The sequence below is a fragment of the Staphylococcus sp. CWZ226 genome (genome assembly GCF_018986355.1).
Lineage (GTDB): Bacteria > Bacillota > Bacilli > Staphylococcales > Staphylococcaceae > Staphylococcus > Staphylococcus simulans.
On record NZ_JAHMSB010000005.1, the window covers coordinates 145,303 to 168,215 of the forward strand.

Here is a 22,913-nt window from a genome sequence, read left to right on the forward strand (position 1 = left end):
TTAATACTCCTCTCTGAAACGTTTTGCAATCCATTGAGAGATTAAATTCATTACAAGTGTGAAAAGGAAAAGCGTAAATCCTACAGCGTAAATACTGTAATACGTATCAGATCCGAATGTTGCATCACCTGTTGCAACTTGTACGATATAACCTGTCATAGTCTGAATTGAACCAGTTAAATTAAATGTTGCATCTGGTGTACTACCTGCTGCTAAAGATACAATCATTGTTTCACCGATGGCTCTTGAGATTGCTAAAACAATTGAAGCAACAATCCCTGAAATGGCTGCTGGTAAAACAACTTTTGTCGCAACTTCAAATTTTGTTGCGCCTAATCCTAATGCACCTTCACGAATTTTGTTCGGTACTGATGCCATCGCATCTTCACTTAAACTTGTGATTAATGGGATGATCATAACCCCTACGACTAAACCTGGTGAAATTGAGTTGAAGCTTCCTAATTCAGGGAAGATACTACGTAACATTGGTGTTACGAATGTTAATGCGAAGAAACCAAACACAATTGTTGGGATCCCTGCTAAAATTTCAAGTACAGGTTTAATAATTTTACGCATTCTGTCTGATGCATATTCGCTCAAATAAATCGCTGCGCCTAATCCGATAGGTACCGCAAAGAGTGTCGCAATGACAGTAACTTTCAACGTACCAAATATTAATGCCCAAATACCGTATTTCGGGTCGCTAGAGAATGGGTTCCACTCTCTTGTAAACAAGAATTCTACGATAGATACACGTGTGAAGAATGTAATAGTTTCTGTTAATAGAGTAAATAAGATACCAATTGTTGTAAGAATCGATATCACTGCGATAACCGCTAAAACAATAGGAACAAGTTTGTCACTGACACCTTTTTTGTTTCTTTGGTTATGAGCAATCATTTCTCTAACGTTGTGTTGAGATTTCATAATTCCCTTCTTCCTTCCCTTGGAAAAATAATAAGTGTTAAACAATTTGATTGTGTGAATAAGTCTTAAAACAAGCGCACCCGAGACACAGCTCGGGTGGACAAGTGCTTATGAGATGCGAAACTTAAGTTGAAAGTTTCACTGCTAATGGAAGTTTAACTTGAGTACTGCTGTGATTATTTAGTTGAATCTTCTAGTTTTTTAAGTTGATCTTTGTAGTCTTTTTCAGGTAATGCTACATAGCCAGCTTTTTCTGCTGATTTACCTTTATCTTCTAAGATAAATTTGATGAATGTGTTAAGACCTTTATTGTCTTTAAGTTTTTTGTCGTTAGTGTATACATATAAGTCACGGCTTAATGCGTAAGAACCATCTTGGATAGATTTCTTAGTTGGTTCGATTGCTTTACCGTCTTTACCTTTGATTTTAACTTCTTTTAATGAATCTTTGTTTTGCTCGTAGAAGTTGTAACCAAAGTAACCTACACCGTTTTTGTTATTTTTAACTGATTGTACGATAACGTTTGTATCTGCGTTTTTCTCAGCTTTGATATCTTCTTTGTTCATAACTTCTTCACTGAAGAAATCGTAAGTACCATGTGATTGGTCTGGTGAGAATGCTTTGATTTCTTTAGCTGGGAATTTAGGGTTAACATCTTTCCAAGTTTTAGCTTGACCAGAGTAGATTTTTTTCAACTCATCAACTGTTAACTCTTTAACGAAATCGTTGTCTTTGTTGACTGCGATTGTTACACCGTCTTTAGCGATCTTCCATTCAGAGTATTTGATGCCTTTTTCTTCTAATTTCTTTTTCTCTTCATCTTTGATTGGACGTGAAGCGTTTGAGAAATCAGTTTCGTTATTGATGAATTTTTCAAAACCGCCACCTGTACCAGAAGTACCTGATGAAACCGTAACGTTCGGATATTTTTGAGCAAATTTCTCATTTAAAATTTCAATAATTGGTCCTACAGTTGAAGAACCGTCACCTTTAACTTCGCCTTTGACTTCTTTATCCTTGCTATCTCCGCTGTCGCTGCTACCGCCGCCGCTGTTTCCACATGCGCCTAATAATAATGAAGCACCAATTACTGTAGTTCCTAAAACTTGCCATTTTTTCATGATAAGAAATCCTCCTAAAATAAACATTTGAGCGTTATGATTTTTTTGTTTGCTCAAGCTGTATGTAATTACTTTCAACACCTATATTACAGACGGATTGTTAATTACAAATAGAGGAATTGTAAATATACAGTGAATGAGAAATCAGATTAAATTTACAATCTTTACAAAGTTTACAATCGCACAATAAACAGCGTCATATCAACGTTTTAATATTGTGTTAATATGACCTTCATAATTGCTCAATGGAAATTAGATTGAAAATTTCTGTAAAAAAATTTGAAAAAAGGAGAAATAAATTGCGTGGCTTTGATTTTGAATGTAAAAATCGCTCTTTTAGGTGCTTATTTTACAGTGAGATTACAAAAAATAGAAAAAACTAGGATGCAGTGCACCCTAGTTTCAATGTTTTTCATATTATTAAGATTGGTTTTCTGATTCAGCAATCGCTTCCCCTTTTTTGGTTAAGCTGATTTTGCCTGTTTCAATGTTAATGATTTTCTTCTTATATAAATGACCGATTGCACGTTTGAATGATCCCTTACTCATATTGAACACTTCTTTGATTGCTTCTGGACTTGATTTATCCCAAAACGGCAGTTCTCCATCATATTCTACAAGTAAATCAAAAATCACTTGGCCATCATCATCAAGACGTTCATGAGCCAATGGTAAGAATGAACCATTCAACTCGCCTTTTTCATTATGACCAATAATTCTCACATTGACTGCTTCCCCTAGTCTAGGTTCTGATTTTCTTTCGCTTTCATGTACAAAGATTTTATAACCATCTTTAGATAGTAAGAAACTTCCAATCTTTAATACACGATAGGCACGTGCTTCGATAATATTGTTTTGAAGTGAATCATCATGTACAGGTGTGTACATTTGACTGACGATTGTTTCTGAAGCGAGACGCGCAAACATTTGTCTCTCACTATCGATTCTTAATGTCGCAAGCACTTCATCGCCGTTTTGCGGCCATAATGATTTAACTTTTGGTAAATCTTCCCATGGGATTAAAACTTCACGAGGAAGTCCTGCATCTACTTTCGCACCATCGCGATCTGTTTTTAGTACTTTAACATAGTCATATTTGGTTGTTGTGATGTCTGGCATGTTTTGAGTCGCAAATAATTCGCCAGAACGGTTTGGGTAAATAAAGAAACTATATTCTTCACCTATTTCCAGGTCATCCTCTTCATTTACTTCTGATTGATTGAGTTTCACTTCTTCGCCATTTGGGCCTGCTAATTGGTATGTTGAACCATTCAAACCGACTACTTTGAGAAATTCAATTGTACCGATAATATCGTTATCTTTTAAAGCCATAATAACTCCTTCCACTTTCTGTATTAGGCATATTATAACACGGTTAACATTTTTATAGACAGAACTTCTATTGATTCTTTCTATAATATAGGTGAATTATGTTTGTTTAACCGCCATATATCGAAAGAAACGTATTTGTGTGGTATAATTCATGCGTTAGAAATATCAATTAATGGAGGAAATTCATGTTACAAGTTACTGATGTAAGTTTGCGATTTGGCGATCGTAAATTGTTTGAAGATGTAAATATCAAATTTACAGAAGGTAATTGCTATGGTTTGATTGGCGCAAACGGTGCAGGTAAATCTACTTTCTTAAAAATACTTTCTGGTGAATTAGATTCACAAACAGGTCATGTTTCAATGGGTAAAAACGAAAGACTTGCGATTTTAAAACAGGATCACTTTGCTTATGAAGACGAGCGCGTATTAGATGTTGTGATTCAAGGTCACGAGCGTTTATATGAAGTGATGAAAGAAAAAGACGAAATCTATATGAAACCAGACTTCAGTGATGAAGATGGTATTCGTGCTGCAGAATTAGAAGGCGAATTCGCAGAAATGAATGGTTGGAATGCTGAAGCAGATGCAGCAACATTATTATCAGGTCTAGGCATCCCTGCTGATTTACATGATAAAAAGATGTCTGAATTAGAAAACAACCAAAAAGTAAAAGTATTATTAGCTCAAAGTTTATTCGGTGAACCTGATGTTCTTTTACTTGATGAGCCTACCAACGGTTTAGATATCCCTGCAATCAGCTGGTTAGAAGATTTCTTAATTAACTTTGAAAATACAGTTATTGTAGTTTCCCATGACCGTCACTTCTTAAATAACGTATGTACACATATTGCTGATTTAGACTTCGGTAAAATCAAAGTGTATGTCGGAAACTATGACTTCTGGTATCAATCAAGTCAACTTGCTCAAAAAATGGCGCAAGAACAAAACAAGAAAAAAGAAGAAAAAATTAAAGAATTACAAGATTTCATTGCACGTTTCTCTGCGAACGCTTCTAAATCTAAACAAGCAACAAGCCGTAAGAAACAATTGGAAAAAATCGAATTAGATGATATTCAACCATCATCTCGTCGTTATCCTTTCGTGAAGTTTTCACCAGAACGTGAAATCGGTAATGACTTATTATTTGTAGAAAACGTATCAAAAACAATTGACGGTGAAAAAGTCTTAGATAACATTTCATTTACAATGTTCCCTAACGATAAAGCTGTACTTGTTGGAGATAGCGAAATTGCGAAAACAACATTACTTAAAATTTTAGCTGGAGAAATGGAACCAGATGAAGGTACAGTTAAATGGGGTGTGACAACTTCACGTACGTACTTCCCTAAAGATAACTCAGAATTCTTCGATGGGGTGAATATGACATTAGTCGACTGGTTAAGACAATATGCACCTGAAGATGAACAAACTGAGACATTCTTACGTGGTTTCCTAGGTCGTATGTTATTCAGCGGTGAAGAAGTGAAGAAGAAAGCAAGTGTCCTTTCAGGTGGAGAGAAAGTACGTTGCATGTTAAGTAAAATGATGCTTTCAAGTGCGAATGTTCTCTTAATGGATGAACCAACAAACCACTTAGACTTAGAAAGTATTACTGCAGTCAACGATGGATTGAAATCATTCAAAGGTTCAATCATCTTCACATCACATGACTTTGAGTTTATTAACACAATCGCAAACCGTGTGATCGACTTAAACCCACAAGGTGCCCTTTCTAAAGAAATCAGTTACGAAGAGTACCTAAAAGAAACTGGTGTATTAAGCTAGAAATTATGCAGAGGTTAGGTGAAAAATCCTAACCTCTTTTTCTATGTTTAATCCCTACAGTTCAGTCTATATAGAGTATATAGCTAAAAAATTGATAATAGACGATGAAAAAAACAAAGTATAAATTACACTTAATTAGTAAATACTTTCGGAATTTAGGCTTTTTTCAGTAAATTTCCAAAAATCATATATTTCTGGTTTACATCTCAATGGTAACTATGTATAATGTGATACATACTAATTAATTGAATAGTTTTTTGATGAGGCGCATCAATCATAAGTACTTGCCACGCCTACTGTCTGTTGCAGTTGGTAAGGAAAGGGTGAGATGCCGAAATAATCATAAATGCAGAGTTATGATTGTTGGACTTTCAGGTTAAGAGCTAAGGGTCTGTCATTATTATCAAATAATGGAGTGCATCACTTGTATATAAATTTACGAGCAAGTTCGCATTCCGGACTTGCTCTTTTTATATATGTGATTCTCCCCTACTATCGAGGAGGATATGTAAAGCAATGAAGAGAAGTGTTTTAAAATTCGGCGGTTCGTCTGTCAGCGATTTTACGAAAATTAGGAATATTGCTGAAATGCTGAAAAATAGAATTGAAAATGACGAACAACTTATTGTCGTGGTCAGTGCAATGGGAAAAACAACTGACCAATTAATGGAAAATGTAGCTGCGCTGACCAGCGAACCAAAACAACAAGAGCTTGCCCTCTTATTAACAACTGGTGAACAGCAAACTGTTTCCTACTTGTCTATGGTGCTAAACGATATAGGCGTTCAAGCAAGAGCCATGACAGGATATCAAGCCGGAATTAAAACAGTTGGACATCATCTCAAAAGCAGGATTGCAGAAATCAACCCTGATACTTTTGATAAAGCATTTGAAACGCATGATGTACTTGTTGTAGCCGGGTTCCAAGGTATCAATGATGAACTTGAATTGACTACGCTTGGCCGAGGTGGTTCGGATACGACAGCAGTTGCATTAGCAGCAGCCAATCAAACACCATGTGAAATTTATACAGACGTTGACGGTGTCTATGCGACTGACCCTCGTATTTATAAAGATGCCAAACGTTTAAGTGTAGTTTCTTACGAAGAAATGATGGAAATGAGCGCACTGGGTGCTGGGGTTTTAGAAACACGCAGTGTCGAACTCGCAAATAACTATAACATTCCATTGTATTTAGGAAGAACGTTATCAAATGTGGAAGGAACGTGGATTATGTCACAAACAGAAATACTAGAGAAAAAAGCAGTAACGGGCGTAGCTTTAGATAGCAAAATGATGCATGTCACTATCAGCTATCCCCTATCTGATAATAAACTCTTAACAGATTTATTTACTTTACTTGAAGAAGGACAAGTCAATGTTGATATGATTTCTCAAATCGTCAACCTTGAAGGGTTACAGCTCTCATTTACAATTAAAGATACTGATTTGACACAAATCAAAGGTATTTTTAACAAATTGTCAGAAAGTTATCAAGCTTTAGATTATAATTTAAATGATGCCTACGCAAAGATTTCCTTGATTGGATCAGGTATGAGAGATATGTCAGGTGTCGCATCGAAAGCTTTCATCAGTTTAATTAATGCAGGTATTCCGTTCTACCAAACAACGACATCTGAAATCAGTATCTCTTATGTTATCGATGCTGATAACGGAGAACGTGCAGTCAAACAACTTTATGAAACATTTGATATTTAAAAGTTGGAAAGCAGCAAGAATCAGAAACTCAAGAAAGAATTAACGACTTTCTTAAATAATAATATGGAGTGAATTGAATATGACAAAATTAGCAATCGCAGGTGCAACAGGTTTAGTAGGAAGCAAAATGTTAGAGACAATCGATCGTAAAAATATTCCATTTGATGAGCTTGTATTATTTTCTTCAGCAAGATCAGCAGGAAAAGAAATCGAGTTTCAAGGTAAAACATATACAGTTCAAGAACTAACAGAAGACGCTGCAAGCGAACATTTTGATTATGTATTGATGAGTGCTGGGGGCGCTACAAGTGAACACTTCTCACCTATTTTTGAAGAAGCGGGAGCCATTGTTATCGACAACTCAAGTCAATGGAGAATGCACGATGATATTGATTTAGTCGTACCAGAAGTCAATGAACCTAAATTTACAAGAGGTATCATCGCAAACCCTAACTGTTCAACAATCCAATCAGTGGTACCTTTAAAACCATTACAAGATAAATATGGTTTAAAACGTGTTGCTTATACAACATATCAAGCAGTATCAGGTTCAGGTTACGCTGGCCGTGAAGATTTATTAAATGGAGAAAAAGGAGAAGAACCAAAAACTTATCCTCATCCTATTTATAACAACGTGTTACCTCACATTGATGTCTTCTTAGAAAATGGTTATACAAAAGAAGAACAAAAAATGATTGATGAGACACGTAAAATCTTAAACTTACCAGACTTAAAAGTAACAGCAACTTGTGTGCGTGTACCTGTACAAGACAGCCACAGTGTTGAAATGGACGTTACTTTAGATAAACCAGCGACAGTAAAAGAAATTCAAGAACTATTTGAAAACGATGATCGTGTTGTCTTAGTAGACAATCCAGAAAATAATGAATATCCATTGGCTGTTTATTCTACTGGTAAAGATGAAGTCTTTGTCGGTCGTATCCGTAAAGACGATTCATTAGATAATACATTCCATATTTGGGTAACATCAGATAACTTACTTAAAGGCGCAGCATTGAATACAGTCCAAATTTTAGAACAAGTTTTATCAATGAAAGGAGTTTCTTAATATGAGTCGTTTATTTGAAGGAGTTGGGGTAGCTCTTACGACCCCATTCACAAATAATGAAGTCGATTATCAAGCATTAGAGAAACATGTTAATTATTTATTAGACAATAATATTCAAGCGATTATTGTAAATGGTACAACTGCAGAGAACCCTACTTTAACTGAAGATGAAAAAGAAAAAGTATTAGAAGCAGTTATTAAACAAGTGAATGGCAGAGCAACTGTTATTGCTGGTACAGGTACAAACTCAACTAAAAAATCTTTAGATGCTTCATTACGTGCTAAAGAATTAGGTGCAGATGCAATTATGCTGATTACACCTTACTACAATAAAACAAGCCAACGTGGTTTAATCGCCCACTTCACTACAGTGGCAGATGCAGTAGAACTACCTGTTGTTTTATATGATGTACCATCAAGAACAAATATGAGAATTGATGTAGAAACAATGGTTGAGTTAGCGAAAAATCCTTATATTGTAGCATTGAAAGATGCGACTAATGATTTTGAACATCACCGTGCGTTAAAAGAACGCTTAGACTTATCTGAGTTCTCATTATATAGCGGTAACGATGATAATGTTGTACGTTATTACGCTGAAGGCGGCCATGGTGTAATTTCAGTTATCGCAAACGCGATTCCTGGTGATTTCCAAGCGCTTTATGAAAAAGCAAAACGTGGCGAATCTATTGATAAAGATTTCGAACCAATTAACCGTTTGTTAAATGCGTTATCAGTAGATGTTAACCCTATCCCAATCAAAGCACTTACTGCTGTTGAAGGATTCGGTAACTACGAAGTACGTTTACCGTTAGTGACTTTAGAAGAATCAGACCGTAAACAACTTGAAGAAGCATATGCCAAATATAAAGCAGGTGAACTTTAATGAAAATTTTGTTAATCGGATATGGTGCAATGAACAAACGTGTGGCACGTTTGACTGAAGAGCAAGGACATGAAATTGTAGGTGTTATCGTTCCAGATCCTGAAAATGACTATCCCTACCCTACTTATTCACAAATCAGTGAAGCAAAAGATGCTGAAGTAGCGATTGATTTCTCTAATCCGGAATTATTATTACCGTTATTAGACCAAGATTTCAAATTACCAGTTGTTGTAGCTACAACAGGTGAAAAAGAAAAAATTCAAGAAAAACTACAAGCATTAAGTAAAGACATGCCAGTCTTCTTTAGTGCAAATATGAGTTATGGTATCCATGTCATGACAAAATTATTAGAAGTTGCCGTACCACTTTTACAAGGTTACGATATCGAATTAATCGAAGCACATCATAATAAAAAAGTAGATGCACCAAGTGGTACATTGATTAAATTGTTAGATGTTATCAAAGATATTAAAGAAGTAAATCCTGTCTATGATCGCTCACAAACAACTGAACGTAGAAAACCTGAAGATATCGGAATTAGTGCTGTTCGTGGCGGTACAATTGTTGGTGAACATGAAGTATTGTTTGCTGGTGTCGATGAAACGATTGAATTAACACATCGGGCACAATCAAAAGATATCTTTGCGAACGGTGCAATTACAGCCGCTGAGCGATTGGTTTCTAAACCAAATGGGTATTATACATTTGATAATTTAAATAATTAATTAAACAAAGGAGAGGTTTTTACCATGGCAAAAGATTTAACAGCTGAGGAGATTATTCAATATATTAGTGATGCGAAAAAATCAACACCACTAAAAGTTTATATTAACGGAGCGTTCAAAAACGTAGAATTCCCTGAATCATTTAAAGTATTTGGCGGAGAAGATTCTAAAGTAATTTTCTGTGAAGCAGATGACTGGGATAAATTCTATGACGAATATCAAAACTACATTGAAGATGTAGAAATTGAAATGGATCGTCGCAACTCTGCGATTCCACTAAAAGATTTACGTCATACAAACGCGCGTATTGAACCAGGTTCATTCATTCGTGAACAAGCGATTATCGAAGATGGTGCAGTTGTGATGATGGGCGCAACAATCAACATCGGTGCGGTAGTTGGCGAAGGTACAATGATCGACATGGGTGCGACATTAGGTGGTCGTGCAACAACAGGTAAAAATGTACATGTCGGTGCAGGTGCTGTATTAGCAGGTGTTATCGAACCACCAAGTGCATCCCCTGTTGTAATTGAAGATGATGTATTAATCGGTGCCAATGCAGTTATTTTAGAAGGCGTTCGTGTTGGTAAAGGCGCAATTGTTGCTGCAGGTGCAATTGTGACACAAGACGTTCCAGCCGGTACTGTAGTTGCAGGTACACCAGCGAAAGTAATCAAACAAACTTCTGAAGTTGAAGATTCTAAACGCGAAATCGTATCTGCTTTACGTAAATTAAATGACTAATCAAAAACCAGACGTTAACAACTATTAAATAAATCAAAAAAAGGCGTATCGTGTGCGTTTTGCAGAGCCTCACATACGCCTTTTATACATATTATTAGTAAGACAAAAGGAAGGATATTATGACACAAACTGAATTAGAATTTGTAACACAACATCGTCGCCATTTACATCAAAACCCAGAACTAAGTTTGGAAGAATACGAAACAACGAATCATATCATTGCTTTTTTAGAATCTATCGGCGTACCTTATGAACGTCCTTTAGCAACAGGTGTCGTTGCACACTTAAAAGGTAACGGTAATCATACAATTGCGTTTAGAGCTGATATTGATGCTTTACCGATTGATGAAGAAAATGACATCGACTTTAAAAGTTCAAAAGCAAATGTGATGCATGCGTGTGGACATGATGGCCATACAACTGCCCTACTCTTATTTGTCAGACGATGCAAAGCTTTATTTGACAAAGGCGAATTACCGCAAAATGTAGTGTTTATTTTCCAACCTGCTGAAGAAACAGGCGCAGGTGCTAACCGTTTGATCAAAGCTGGTGCATTTGATCATCATCCAATCGAAGCGGTTTTTGGTATCCATGTTATGCCGTTTAATGATGAAGGCACTGTAACAATTATGAATGAAGAAATTACTGCGAGTGCCACAGAATATCGCTTCTTCTTAAAAGGACAATCTAGCCACGTTGCGAATAAAGAACAAGGACGCTCATGTGGTGAAGGTTTAATCCATGTATTAAACCAAGTGAGTCAAATTCAACAATATCATTTGAATGGTTTACAAAGAAATATAGTTCATATTGGTCGTTTTAATGCTGGTGAAGCGATTAACACAGTTCCTAGTCAAGGTTACTTAGAAGGTACAATTCGTACGTATGACACAAATGATCTACAAGCAGTAAAAGATCAAATGTCTAAAATTGCGCAAAGTGTACAATTATTATTTGGTGTTAATTGCGAAGTGAAGTTTGAAGAAGGTTACCCACCTACTTTTAATGACCCTACTTTACATGATGGTGTCGTTAAAGCTTTAAAAGATGCGGACTTTAATGTAGTAGAATTAGAAAAACCTTATTTATTCGGTGAAGATTTCAGTTTCTATAGCCAAATTGCGCCAAGTTACTTTGCTTTTGTCGGTATTCGTAATGAAGCAAATGACTGGGTACATGGTTTGCATACACCGAAACTTAACTTCGACGAAGCACAATTAATCCGTATTGCGGATTATTATGAAAATCTATTATTCCAATATGGCAAGGAGGTTTCTTCATGACAGCGATTTGGTCGGTAAACCGTCAACAATTTATAGATAATGCGAAAAAAGTACGTCATAACCAAAATTTAATGGCCGTTGTGAAGAACAATGCTTATAACTATGGGTTAGAATTTTCTGTAGAAGCCTTTTTAGAAGCTGGCATTGATACATTCAGCACAACTTCACTTGCTGAAGCTATTCGTGTCAGAAAAATTGCGCCAAATGCGACGATTTTTTTAATGAACGCTGTTTATGATTTTGATGCGGTAAGAGATAATCATATTCACATGACCCTGCCCTCTTTAACTTATTACTATCAATATAAAGAAGAGTTACAAGGTATCCATGTTCACTTAGAATTTGAGAACTTACTTCATCGTTCTGGGCTTAAAACCATACAAGAAATTAAAGAAGTACTTGAAGATCATGCGAATAACCAAAATGAAGATCAGATGATTATCAGTGGTTTATGGACACATTTTGGTTACGCAGATGAATTTGATGTTCCTGAATATGGTATTGAAAAACAAGCGTGGGTTGACGTTGTCGATGCATTACTTTCTGAGGGATATCATTTTGATTTAATTCATGCACAAAACAGTGCTTCATTTTATCGAGAAGAACAACAACTTTTACCGCATCACACGCATGCACGTGTCGGTATTGCTTTATATGGCTCAAGACCTTACAGCAGCTTATCAGAAGACGTTATCAGTCAATCACTTACTGTTAAAGGTAATGTGATTCAAGTCAGAGATGTAAATAAAGGTGACTATTGCGGCTATAGCTTTGCGTATGAAGTCGAACAAGATCATACAAAACTTGCGGTTGTTGATATGGGTTACGGTGACGGTATTTTAAGAACCAGAGCTAAACACGAAGCCATTATTAATGGTAAACGTTACCCTATCAAAGCTTTGATGATGAGTCATATGTTCGTTGCGGTTGATGAAACCGTTACTGCACAAGATGAAGTGATACTATATAATGAAGATATGCGTATTGATGAATATACGTTTAAAGGTGTCGGCGCGAACTCTGAACAATTAAGTGCGCTAAACCATGATTCTTTGATAAAGGAGATTCGATAAAATGGTTGTAGAATATAAAAATGGTAAATTAACAATGGGTGGCACAAGTTTAGAAATGATTGCTCAAAGCTTCGGTACCCCACTGATTGTTTATGATGAGGACCAAATCCGTAATCAAATGCGCAGATATAAAGAAGCATTTGAAGCTAGCGGCCTTGATTATAATATTTCATATGCATCAAAAGCATTTACTTGCCTACAAATGGTTAAGCTTGTACAAGAAGAAGGATTAAGTTTAGATGTTGTATCTGAAGGTGAACTTTATACTGCTTTAGAAGCTGGTTACGACCCAGCAAACATCCACTTTCATGGTAATAACAAAACAAAACACGAAATTCGTTATGCATTAGAAAGTAAAATCGGTTATTTCGTGATTGATTCTTTAGATGAAATCGAATTAATTAATAGATATGCATCAGAAACAGCTGATGTTGTACTACGTGTAAATCCTGGTGTAGAAGCACATACCCATGAATTTATTCAAACGGGCCAAGAAGATAGTAAATTTGGTTTATCTATTCGCTATGGTTTAGCAGATCAAGCGATTGAAAAAATTCAAAATAGCGATAAATTAAACTTAAAAGGTATCCATTTCCATATTGGTTCTCAAATTGAAGGAACAGAAGCAATGATTGAAACAGCTAAAATTGTGATTAAATGGTTAAAAGATTTGAATTTAGAAGTGGATTTACTAAATATTGGTGGCGGCTTCGGTATCCGTTATGTTGAAGGTGATGTCAGCTTCCCTATCGAGTCAGGTATCAAAGAAATTACAGATGCTTTAAAAGATATTGCGAAAGAAGCAGATTATCCACTACCAACAATTGGTATTGAACCAGGACGTTCTATTGTGGGAGAATCTGGTGTAACGCTTTATGAAGTCGGTACAATTAAAGAAATTCCTGGTATTAACAAATATGTATCTATTGACGGTGGTATGAGTGATCACATCCGTACAGCATTATATGGTGCAAAGTATGATGCCTTATTAGTTAATCGTGATGAAGAAGCGGACGATACAGTCACTATCTCTGGTAAATTATGTGAGTCTGGCGATATTATTGCGCGAGATGTGAAATTACCTTCATCTGTTCATCGTGGCGATTACCTTGCGATATTATCAACAGGTGCATATCACTACTCTATGTCATCTAACTATAACCAAATGCAGAAACCTGCAGTGTTATTTGTGAAAGATGGTAAAGCAAGAGAAGTTATCAAACGTCAATCACTACGTCAATTAATTATTAATGATACAAAAGTAAAATAAATCATAAATGTAAAAAACGAACTGAGATAAGATCAGTTCGTTTTTTTGTATTATACGAGATTTAATAAATTAACAGAAGAAAAATCACTCTTTTCCAAGAAACAACAATATATCATTATCTTAATTTTCTCTTCTATTTTATATTGGGGATAAAGCCAAAAAAGGAAAAAGACAAAGAAAAAAACACTTTACAAAGTGTAAAGTGTTTAATAATCAATAAAAGCCATCTATTAATTATAGTTTAACAACGTTTGCAGCTTGAGGACCGCGGTCGCCTTCAACTACTTCAAATTCTACTGATTGACCTTCTTCTAATGATTTGTAACCTTCTTGGTTAATTGATGAGAAGTGTACGAATACATCGTTTTCTCCTTCAACTTCGATAAAACCGAATCCTTTTTCAGCGTTGAACCATTTAACTGTACCTTGTTTCATAATTTGTGAAACCTCCAAGACTAAAATTCAATATGCTTATTCGCATATTACAAAAAATACTTACGATAATTAGAGTATTGTAAAACCACAAAAGTAAATCTTGATATCTATATCATTCTAATCACTTTTCAACAGTCTTATGTATATGCTGCAGGTGGATTAATAACTGTTCATGACTCAATATAAATCTTACGATACCACCCTTAGTTGCAGATCACGCAAAAGCAATGTTATCGGTATGTTCTATATGTGTTTGAGCTAAATATTCTTTGCAATATGGAATAAAACTATTGCTTAAAACCCATTATAGTGCATTCCCCATATCATTGCAATACAAATAGTAAAAAATAATTAGTCAATAATTGGGAGGTCGTAATATACTTCGTTATTATATAATACGATAAAGCTATAAAATATTTGCATATCTTCATCGCAATCTTCACAAAACCCCATATCACAATTATTGTAGAATGCATAAATGTTGTACTTACCTTTTATGAAATTATCAAACTTCATTTTAGACAAACAAATCAGTTCTCTGTATTTTTTAAGCATATCCTCATATTGTTCAAATTGAAATTGTTCATAGATATTATCGCGCCAATCATCGAACAACCACCATCCCTCATAGTCAGCTCTGATTATATTGACTGTCCACACTTTAAAATCCCCTTTTTAGAAAATCATTTCTCTTTATATTCTTAACTATTGAAGAGATAATTTCAAGAAATGTGTTTGTATTTTTAGATATTGGGTTGTGTAGTAAATATTAGTTTTTTGCCCTGAAAATTCGTATAATAAAACAAAGAGGTGATCTTATGCAACGTAGAAAAATTCAAGTATTTGGACAAGTACAAGGTGTCGGATTCCGTTATTTTACTGAACGCCTTGCACAAAAATATCATATTACAGGAACAGTACAAAATGTTGAGCAATATGTAGAAATATATGCCCAAGGTGAAGAACAAGAACTCGAACAATTCACACAAGCGATAATCGAGGGTGCTTCCCCTGCTTCCAATGTCACAGACTACAACATTGAACATCTAGATACAGATTCATCTTTAGAAAGATTTAGAACTATTTAAAAAGGAAGATGTAAATTGAGATATTATATTTCTCGAATTTATGGAACACTTGTAGGTGTTCCAGCTGCTATTGTCGCTTGGCTCACAAGTATTTATGCATTCGATATATTATTTGTATATGATTTAGGAATCGGTATTGCAGCATTCTTTGCTTTTTACCTTCCTACTCAATTTTTCACATCCAAAAAATATTTAAATGAAATAGGATTAACACGAAGAGACTTTAGATTTGTGCGTCACCATTTAAATAATGCGCAAACAAAAGTTAGAAAACTACTAAAATCCTTTATCAACGTGCGATCAATAAAAGATTTCAAGCAAGTTAACGAAATTCATAGGTTAGCACGAACGATATATTTTACGGTGAGACAGCAACCACAAAAGTTCTTTATTGTTGATAGCTTTTTCTATTCGCACTTAGACAATGCGTTGAACTTGATTGAAAGCTATACAAGATTGGCAAAAATGCCAGCAAAATCTAAAGAAGAAAAACAAAAGTTAGAACAAACACGTATTACCTTAGATGAAGTTAAAAGAACTTTAGTTGCTGATTTAAAGCGATTAAATGAAGAAGACTATACACGTCTTGATGTTGAAATGGAAATGAATAAAATAGAGCAACAACGTCACTTACAAAGAAAGGAGCATGATTAATGGCTAACGAAAATGAAATGCCGACACATCCAGAGTTACAGAGCCAGATTTCAAATGACCAGACACTCATGGAGGCTAATAAAGATTTCACGCCAGAACAACAAAAGAAAATTCAAGAGTTGGCAAATCAGATTGAACCGATGAATTATGACTCACTGATGAAATTCGGTTCCAATGCACAATCTAGTATGTCGACTTTCGCACATAAAATGCTGACTGAAGTAAAGTCTAAAGATACAGGCCCTATCGGAGATACATTAAATCAATTAATGGTAAAACTTAAAGAAGTACAACCCGATGACTTTAAACAAGAAAAAGATTCTTTCATAAAGAAAATTTTTAAACGCGCTAAAGCTTCTGCGAATGAAATTTTCTCAAGAATGCAATCAGTTGGCTCTCAAGTAGACCGTATTTCTGTTGAATTAAAAAATCATAAAGATGGATTGAACAGAGATATTCAATTATTAAACGGTCTATATGATCAAAATAAAGACTACTTTGAAGAACTTAATCTTTATATTGCAGCGGCACAAGAAAAGAAACAAGCAATCTTAGAACAAGAATTACCTGAGAAAAGACAAAAGGCATATGAATCAGGCAATCAAATGGATATTCAAGAAGTAGCTGATTTAGAACAATTTGCGGATCGTTTAGATAAACGTATCTACGATTTACAGTTATCTAGACAAATATCACTACAAACTGCACCACAAATTCGTATGATTCAAAATGTGAACCAAACACTTGCCGAAAAAATTCAAAGCTCAATTTTGACAAGTATTCCATTGTGGAAAAACCAAATGGCTATTGCGTTAACATTGATGCGTCAACGACAAGCAATGTCAGCCCAACGTGCAGTTACTGATACTACCAATGACCTGTTAACTGCGAACTCAGAGTTGTTAAAACAAAATGCAGTGGATACAGCTGTTGAAAATGAACGTGGAATTGTTGATATTGAAACATTAAAATCAACACACGAGAATATTATTGAAACAGTTGAACAAACATTGCAAATTCAAGCTGAAGGTCGTGAAAAACGTCAACAAGCTGAACAAGAATTGCAACATTTAGAAGCGGATATGAAAGACCGCTTATTAACAATGAAAGAAAATAAAGTACAATAACAAACAAAAACGATTATCTCCCCTACCGTTTTGGTGAAAGATAATCGTTTTTTCTTTTGTATGATTGAACAATATTAATTTTTGGGTAAGTATAACGAGATAAGTTCAAAGGAGTCTGGTAACTAATGACACAACACTTCAATAAAGGTGTTTTGTTTTATCATCAAGCTGCAGGTCAAGGCAACCTGTATAAATCTATTGGACAAGTAACAGAAAGCTTAGTTCAAATGTGTGATGATTTAACAATTAAATTAAGTAAAGAAGAAGGAGATATTAAAAAGTTTTGTGATACTGTAGCTCAAAATGATGACCATTCATATGATATCTTCTTTATCTTAGGCGGCGATGGTACAGTTAATGAGTTAGTAAACGGCGTCGTAAAAAATGAGTTGAATATTCCTATCGGCATTATTCCAGGCGGAACGTTTAATGATTTTGCTAAAACATTAAATTTGGCTGCTAGACCTGTACAGGCAGCACAACAATTGCTTGAAGCTAAAGTGAAATCTTTTGATGTATTAGATATTAATGGTCATATTGCGTTAAACTTTGCCGGAATCGGTATGATGGTAGAAAATGCAGAAAATGTAGATTCAAACAGTAAGAAAGTTTTTGGTAAGTTAAGTTATATCTTTACTACTTTAAAAGTAATTGCTGATCCTGAAACCTATAAATATGAAGTTAAAGTAAATGGTGAAAGTTATTCAGGAGAAACATCCATGATCCTCATCGCAAATGGTAATTTTGTCGGTGGAAGCAGAATTCCTTTAGAAGACTTATCCCCTTGCGATGGTAAAATGAATATCTTCCTATTCAAAAATCATAATATGAGTTTAATTAAGGATTTCTTCCACGTGAAAGACAGTATGAATTGGAATGATATCACTGAGAATATCACATTAGTATCCACTGATGAAGCAACTTTAGAAACGACTCCAAATACTAAAATGGACATTGATGGAGAAATATTATTTGATACGCCTGCTGAAATTAAATTGTTAAAAGACAAAGTAAAACTATTGTATGTAGATATAGAAAACGAATAAGAATAGAAAACGGGAGTGTACGTATGATTTGTACACTCCCGTTCTAGATTTATAGAATTATTCTTTTTCGTAAACGATTGGTTTTTGATTTTTTGCGCCTAAGCTGATTAAGTACCCGATAATTACAGCTACAATCGCAATTGGGAACCATTCTAGGCTGTTGCTAGCAAGTGGTAATTTGCTCCAAGCTCCAAAATGAATCCATTCTTTAGCAACCGCTACACTAATTAATGATGTAATTGTAATCACAATAATTGTAAATTGTTGGACGATTGGTTTCATTGGAACAAATCGTGCCATCAAAATTAATAATACAGTTGTAATTCCGATTGGATATAAAATCATCAATACTGGAATTGAAAGTTGAATAACTTGGTTTAAACCTAAGTTAGCAAGTACTAAACTGATACCAGTAAAGACTAATACATAAGCTTTGTAAGAGATTTTAGGGAAAATACTATTAAAGTATTGACTTACTGATACTACAAGTCCACATGCTGTTGTTAAACATGCAAGTGCAACGATAATACCTAATAAGTATTTACCAAACTCACCATAACCAGTTCCTGCAATTGTAGTCAGTAAGTATGTACCGACGTTTTGGTCATGTGCTGCTAAATCTTTTAATTTCTCTGGAGATACAACCATATGGTTACCGATATAACCTAGAGAAATATAAATGAACATTAAACCAGCTGCTGCAATTACACCTGCCATTGCTGTTTGTTTGAAGATTGTATCAGCATGTGTCACTCCTGTTGCTTTAACTGCATTTACTACAATCATAGAGAAAGCAATTGCGGCAATTGCATCCATTGTAAGGTAACCTTGTGTAAAACCTTGAGAGAAACCTGTTAATGTTGATGTATATGCTTCTGTACCATGGCTAGATGGATTACCACCGAAGTCCATAAATCCTTTGATAATCATAGCAATGATTGTAATCAACAATGCTGGCGTTAATAATGAACCGATACGGTCTACCATTTTACCAGGGCTCAAACAAAGATATAATACTACTGCGAAATAAATAACTGAGAAAATAAATAACGCAATTGGGCTGCTTGTATTAATGATCGGTGTAACAGTCATTTCAAATGATGTTGACGCTGTACGCGGAATTGCGAACAACGGTCCGATTGTTAAATAAATAGCCACTAGGAATACTACTGAGAAAATAGGTGATATTTTATTAAATGATCCGATATAACCTTGTTTATCTAAAGCACCTACTACCACACCTAATAACGGAAGCCCGATTCCCGTTAATACAAATGCGAGAATAGCTGGCCAGAAATAATGACCGCTATCTAGTCCTAAGTTTGGTGGGAAGATAAGGTTTCCGGCGCCAAAGAAGATGGCAAACAAGGTAAACCCGATAATCCATGTGTTTTTATTCATTTTGATGTGCTCCTTCTGTTACTATAAATCTTAAATATTGCTTTATTTTAGCATAATGCACTAGGAATTGCCATATAAACTTTCAGAAAATTTAAAAAGTATCACGCGAAATTTGTTACATAATCAGTGAAATATGTCATTTTACTAATTTTAAAACAAAATAATACGCATACAATCAACAAGATAATGTCTTATTGTGTTTTGTATGCGTATTGTATAAGGTCTTTAGACAGACTTCAATAATAGTTTTTTCAATAGAGGTGAAAGTTGACTCGGTAAGTTCTCAACACCTTCTACAAATAAAGCGTATTGCCCATAAATATTATGGATGGTACGTTCAATATCTTCGGTAATTTCTTCTTGACTTAAGAATACGTTAAATATCTCAACACCATATTTTCTAGCTTCTTCAACAGCTTCGTACGTGTCAATAATACCATCTTGATCGTAATTATATGCTGAAGGTTCACCATCAGAAAAGATGATTAAAAATTGTTGGTGATGCGGTCTGCTTAATAAGCGTTCACTTGCAATTCTGATTGCGACACCATCCCTATTATCATCTTGTGGCGTTAATTCCATTATTCTAGCGCTGTCTTTTGAACCGATAGAATAGTTATAATTGATAATTTCATCAATAATATTAGGCTGCGATTTGTCATCAGCATCAAATGCATCCTCATTAAATGCTAAAACTTCATGTTTTACATTCAGTTTTTTCAAGGTTTCATGGAATAATACGACACCTTTGATTGTTTCTTCCATTTTATCAATCATACTTGCTGATGCATCAACAAGTAATGTGAATGTCGCATCGAAGGAACGACTTAAATCTTGTTTTTTATAGAACATTTTATATTGGTCATCAATAAACCAATTGATTAAGTCTCTTTGTAAACGTCCTTTAGTAAGGTTATGACGTTCATCAACTTGTTCACGTTCTATCGTTTTTTCAATGATTTGTGTTAAATCCTTGATTTCGTATTGTACTTCTCGTTCTACTTCGTGATATGCTGCACGATCCTCAGCTGTTATTTCCGGCACATTCCATTTAATTTCCACATTTTCATTGATACCTTTTAAAGCAAAAGGTTGTGATGAAGCACCTGTTTGGCCACCCGACTCATTATCTATGGTCTCATTTGATCCTTTACCCTTTTTAGTCATCATATCTGTCATATCATCAGAAGCATCACCTTCACGTGCGTTGTCATTATCACTGACAGCTTCACTGTTCTCGCCTTCATGGAGTTCCATTTCTAGGTAAGAACCACCTTGCGATTTAGAGTCTTGTGCTTTGGTGTCAGCTTCAGCTGTCTCGATGTCATCATCTTCATCTGTGTCATCTTTACCGTCAACATTTGCTGCATCCACACGTTTAAGGTCATCGAAAGTTTCAGCTTGGATTTCTTTATAAACTTTACGTGGAATGTAATAATACTCATTTAGCATGTCTTCATCTAATAAGTCATCAAGCTGATACATAATACGTTCAGCTAAGAACTTATTGTCTTCTGATGTGTAGTTCATAAAGAAATTCGGCAGATACATATACATACTTTGTAAGATTGGATCTAAATCAGGTCTAATACTAGGCACTTCATAAAAGTCTTCAGTTAATAGTGATTTCTCTAAATATAAGAAGATTAAATCAGTATAAGTTGTTTTTGTGCGATAAACACTGATTTGTGACTCAGTATAGTTAAGACGAATTTGTTTGCGCAAAGCGATTGCATCTTTCATACTTGGGCGAATTTTAACAATCGCATTCAGGACACGCATATCTTCTAATAGCTTGAAGACTTGTTTAAAGAAACTTGGATGTTTAAATTCTTGATTGTCTAATACTTCATTCACAATAAATTCATCCATTAATCGATAACCATAGGTCGCAAGTAAAACATCTGTCTTTAGTCCAGTAATTTCAATATGACTTGGACGGTGTGTCCAGAAGACACTAGCGATTAATTCATTTTCAATCGGATCATAATAAGGGAATTTTTGAATTTTGACATGCGTTTGATTATTTTCCAAAAGTAAACGTGCAAGGTCTTGCAACATCATCACTTTTTTAGCGTCTAAGATTTCATCATTAAACTTGATAAATCGATTGGTCATAAAAATCCCTCACTAAAAGTTCAATTCTATTGCATTAATAATCGCTTGTTGTTCACGTTCATCTTCTAACTTGTCAATAATCGCACGTTGGATTGCACGTTCAATCGGCATGACTGTTGCTAAATCACTCATATCAATCAATGCACGGATACTTGCAGCTTCTTCAGAAATTTGCCCTTGTTTTGTCATAGTACGTAAGTCTTCATTAAATGCGACAATTTTTGAAATAAGTGCATCATCGTCTAAGCGACTTTGTTCTTTAATAACTGTTTTTAATGTTTCGCCATCAATATAGTCGACGTGAATAACAACGAAACGGTTTTTTAATGCTTCGTTCATCGGTAATGTACCTACATAACCTTCGTTAATTGCTGCAATGACATTAAAACCAGGTTTTGCTTTAATAATTTCACCAGTAAACGGATTTGTAAGACTGCGACGATAGTCTAGCACACCGTTTAAGATAGGAAGTGTTTCAGGTTTCGCCATATTGATTTCATCAATGTATAGAATGTGTCCTTCTTTCATCGCTTGGATAACAGGTCCATCAATAAAGACAATTTCTTGATTGCCATCTGGACTTGTTTGGATAGTTTTGAAACCTAGTAAACTTTCAGCGTCTAAATCAACAGAACAATTGACTTGATGCATTGGAATATTAATATCTTCACTTAATGATTCTGCGAGTTTCGTTTTACCTGACCCTGTTGGTCCTTTTAATAAAATGTTTTTATTTAAGCGCATCATTGCATATGCGTCACCAAATACTGTTTTATCGGCATTAATATACTGATGTTGTGCCATTTAAAATTTCTCCTTTTCATACATCAAAAAATAGACCGAGGCACATCATTGTGCCCAAGTCCCTAATCGAATATTTAATTCAAATTGCTTATTAAACTTCTTTAAAATACTCTTTATAATAACCGCCAACTTTACCTGAGTTATCAATGATTTGATAATATTCTTCAGTTTCGTTAACGACATCGTATTGTTTTCCAATAGTCAACATATCAGATACTGTAAATTTTTTAGCGTCTGTATGCAGTACTTCTACCTTTTTAATTGGTTGTTTGTCTTTCCATTCTTCGTGTAACATATGTTCACA

The 22,913-nt window shown here is 34.9% G+C and carries 22 protein-coding genes and 1 riboswitch; of the genes, 13 read left to right on the forward strand and 9 right to left on the reverse strand.

The genetic code is table 11. From position 1 onward, the window contains the following. The 3 genes from pstC to cvfB all read right to left on the reverse strand — a co-directional run bounded on the left by pstC (window position 1) and on the right by cvfB (window position 3,380). Window positions 1–927 (reverse strand): phosphate ABC transporter permease subunit PstC, encoded by a 927-nt coding sequence (gene pstC, locus KRR19_RS05980; protein ID WP_002480902.1) that lies wholly within the window; start codon window positions 925–927, stop codon window positions 1–3. Window positions 928–1,103: 176 nt separating this feature from the next. Further along, a complete protein-coding gene (locus KRR19_RS05985; protein ID WP_002480903.1) occupies window positions 1,104–2,048 on the reverse strand; it encodes a phosphate ABC transporter substrate-binding protein PstS family protein in 945 nt (314 codons plus the stop codon). Between the two features lie 420 nt (window positions 2,049–2,468). Further along, window positions 2,469–3,380 carry an RNA-binding virulence regulatory protein CvfB gene (cvfB, locus tag KRR19_RS05990; protein WP_023015224.1) on the reverse strand — a complete coding sequence of 304 codons (912 nt, stop codon included), beginning with the start codon at window positions 3,378–3,380 and terminating at the stop codon, window positions 2,469–2,471. Window positions 3,381–3,565: 185 nt separating this feature from the next. On the opposite strand from cvfB, the gene KRR19_RS05995 reads away from it, so the two are divergent. The 9 genes from KRR19_RS05995 (at window position 3,566) to lysA (ending at window position 13,936) form a co-directional block, all read left to right on the forward strand. After that, entirely contained in the window at window positions 3,566–5,167 is a 1,602-nt protein-coding gene (locus KRR19_RS05995; RefSeq protein WP_002480905.1) for an ABC-F family ATP-binding cassette domain-containing protein, read from the forward strand. 252 nt (window positions 5,168–5,419) lie between these two features. Next, window positions 5,420–5,596: riboswitch (Lysine riboswitch) on the forward strand. 87 nt (window positions 5,597–5,683) lie between these two features. Next, window positions 5,684–6,886 carry an aspartate kinase gene (locus tag KRR19_RS06000; protein WP_002480906.1) on the forward strand — a complete coding sequence of 401 codons (1,203 nt, stop codon included), beginning with the start codon at window positions 5,684–5,686 and terminating at the stop codon, window positions 6,884–6,886. Window positions 6,887–6,965: 79 nt separating this feature from the next. Then, window positions 6,966–7,955 carry an aspartate-semialdehyde dehydrogenase gene (locus KRR19_RS06005; protein WP_023015223.1) on the forward strand — a complete coding sequence of 330 codons (990 nt, stop codon included), beginning with the start codon at window positions 6,966–6,968 and terminating at the stop codon, window positions 7,953–7,955. Window position 7,956: 1 nt separating this feature from the next. After that, window positions 7,957–8,841 carry a 4-hydroxy-tetrahydrodipicolinate synthase gene (dapA, locus tag KRR19_RS06010; RefSeq protein ID WP_156666568.1) on the forward strand — a complete coding sequence of 295 codons (885 nt, stop codon included), beginning with the start codon at window positions 7,957–7,959 and terminating at the stop codon, window positions 8,839–8,841. Further along, window positions 8,841–9,566, forward strand: coding sequence for a 4-hydroxy-tetrahydrodipicolinate reductase (gene dapB / locus KRR19_RS06015; protein WP_156666569.1), 726 nt, complete (start codon window positions 8,841–8,843; stop codon window positions 9,564–9,566). The genes dapA and dapB overlap by 1 nt, the downstream gene beginning before the upstream one ends. Window positions 9,567–9,590: 24 nt before the next feature. Next, window positions 9,591–10,310 carry a 2,3,4,5-tetrahydropyridine-2,6-dicarboxylate N-acetyltransferase gene (gene dapD / locus KRR19_RS06020; protein WP_002480910.1) on the forward strand — a complete coding sequence of 240 codons (720 nt, stop codon included), beginning with the start codon at window positions 9,591–9,593 and terminating at the stop codon, window positions 10,308–10,310. A 119-nt stretch (window positions 10,311–10,429) separates the two neighbouring features. Then, window positions 10,430–11,593, forward strand: coding sequence for a M20 metallopeptidase family protein (locus KRR19_RS06025; protein WP_156666570.1), 1,164 nt, complete (start codon window positions 10,430–10,432; stop codon window positions 11,591–11,593). Further along, a complete protein-coding gene (locus KRR19_RS06030; RefSeq protein ID WP_002480912.1) occupies window positions 11,590–12,666 on the forward strand; it encodes an alanine racemase in 1,077 nt (358 codons plus the stop codon). The genes KRR19_RS06025 and KRR19_RS06030 overlap by 4 nt, the downstream gene beginning before the upstream one ends. A 1-nt stretch (window position 12,667) precedes the next feature. Further along, entirely contained in the window at window positions 12,668–13,936 is a 1,269-nt protein-coding gene (lysA, locus tag KRR19_RS06035) for a diaminopimelate decarboxylase (RefSeq protein WP_156666571.1), read from the forward strand. Window positions 13,937–14,170: 234 nt separating this feature from the next. Here the strand turns inward: lysA and cspA are convergent, their stop codons facing one another. Then, a complete protein-coding gene (gene cspA / locus KRR19_RS06040; protein WP_216733540.1) occupies window positions 14,171–14,371 on the reverse strand; it encodes a cold shock protein CspA in 201 nt (66 codons plus the stop codon). 351 nt (window positions 14,372–14,722) lie between these two features. Further along, window positions 14,723–15,031: a regulatory protein MsaA gene (msaA, locus tag KRR19_RS06045; RefSeq protein WP_023015218.1), complete on the reverse strand. Its 309-nt coding sequence runs from the start codon at window positions 15,029–15,031 to the stop codon at window positions 14,723–14,725. A 158-nt stretch (window positions 15,032–15,189) separates the two neighbouring features. On the opposite strand from msaA, the gene KRR19_RS06050 reads away from it, so the two are divergent. The 4 genes from KRR19_RS06050 (at window position 15,190) to KRR19_RS06065 (ending at window position 18,286) form a co-directional block, all read left to right on the forward strand. Beyond that, the gene (locus KRR19_RS06050; protein WP_002480918.1) at window positions 15,190–15,459 is read left to right on the forward strand and encodes an acylphosphatase; all 270 of its coding nucleotides are present in this window, start codon (window positions 15,190–15,192) and stop codon (window positions 15,457–15,459) included. Between the two features lie 15 nt (window positions 15,460–15,474). Continuing rightward, window positions 15,475–16,113, forward strand: coding sequence for a 5-bromo-4-chloroindolyl phosphate hydrolysis family protein (locus KRR19_RS06055; protein WP_002480919.1), 639 nt, complete (start codon window positions 15,475–15,477; stop codon window positions 16,111–16,113). Beyond that, complete coding sequence (locus KRR19_RS06060) at window positions 16,113–17,240, forward strand: toxic anion resistance protein (RefSeq protein WP_156666573.1); 1,128 nt, start codon at window positions 16,113–16,115, stop codon at window positions 17,238–17,240. The genes KRR19_RS06055 and KRR19_RS06060 overlap by 1 nt, the downstream gene beginning before the upstream one ends. Window positions 17,241–17,365: 125 nt before the next feature. Next, window positions 17,366–18,286, forward strand: a complete 921-nt coding sequence (locus tag KRR19_RS06065) for a diacylglycerol/lipid kinase family protein (RefSeq protein ID WP_156666574.1) — start codon at window positions 17,366–17,368, stop codon at window positions 18,284–18,286. Window positions 18,287–18,343: 57 nt separating this feature from the next. Here the strand turns inward: KRR19_RS06065 and brnQ3 are convergent, their stop codons facing one another. From brnQ3 to KRR19_RS06085, 4 genes are all read right to left on the reverse strand, one after another. Then, window positions 18,344–19,687: a branched-chain amino acid-like transporter carrier protein BrnQ3 gene (gene brnQ3 / locus KRR19_RS06070; RefSeq protein ID WP_023015216.1), complete on the reverse strand. Its 1,344-nt coding sequence runs from the start codon at window positions 19,685–19,687 to the stop codon at window positions 18,344–18,346. Window positions 19,688–19,912: 225 nt separating this feature from the next. Further along, window positions 19,913–21,805, reverse strand: a complete 1,893-nt coding sequence (locus KRR19_RS06075) for a vWA domain-containing protein (RefSeq protein WP_057510515.1) — start codon at window positions 21,803–21,805, stop codon at window positions 19,913–19,915. Window positions 21,806–21,817: 12 nt separating this feature from the next. Continuing rightward, window positions 21,818–22,609, reverse strand: coding sequence for an ATP-binding protein (locus KRR19_RS06080; protein WP_002480924.1), 792 nt, complete (start codon window positions 22,607–22,609; stop codon window positions 21,818–21,820). Window positions 22,610–22,700: 91 nt separating this feature from the next. Continuing rightward, window positions 22,701–22,904, reverse strand: a complete 204-nt coding sequence (locus KRR19_RS06085; protein WP_002480925.1) for a DUF6501 family protein — start codon at window positions 22,902–22,904, stop codon at window positions 22,701–22,703. Window positions 22,905–22,913 lie beyond the last annotated feature (9 nt).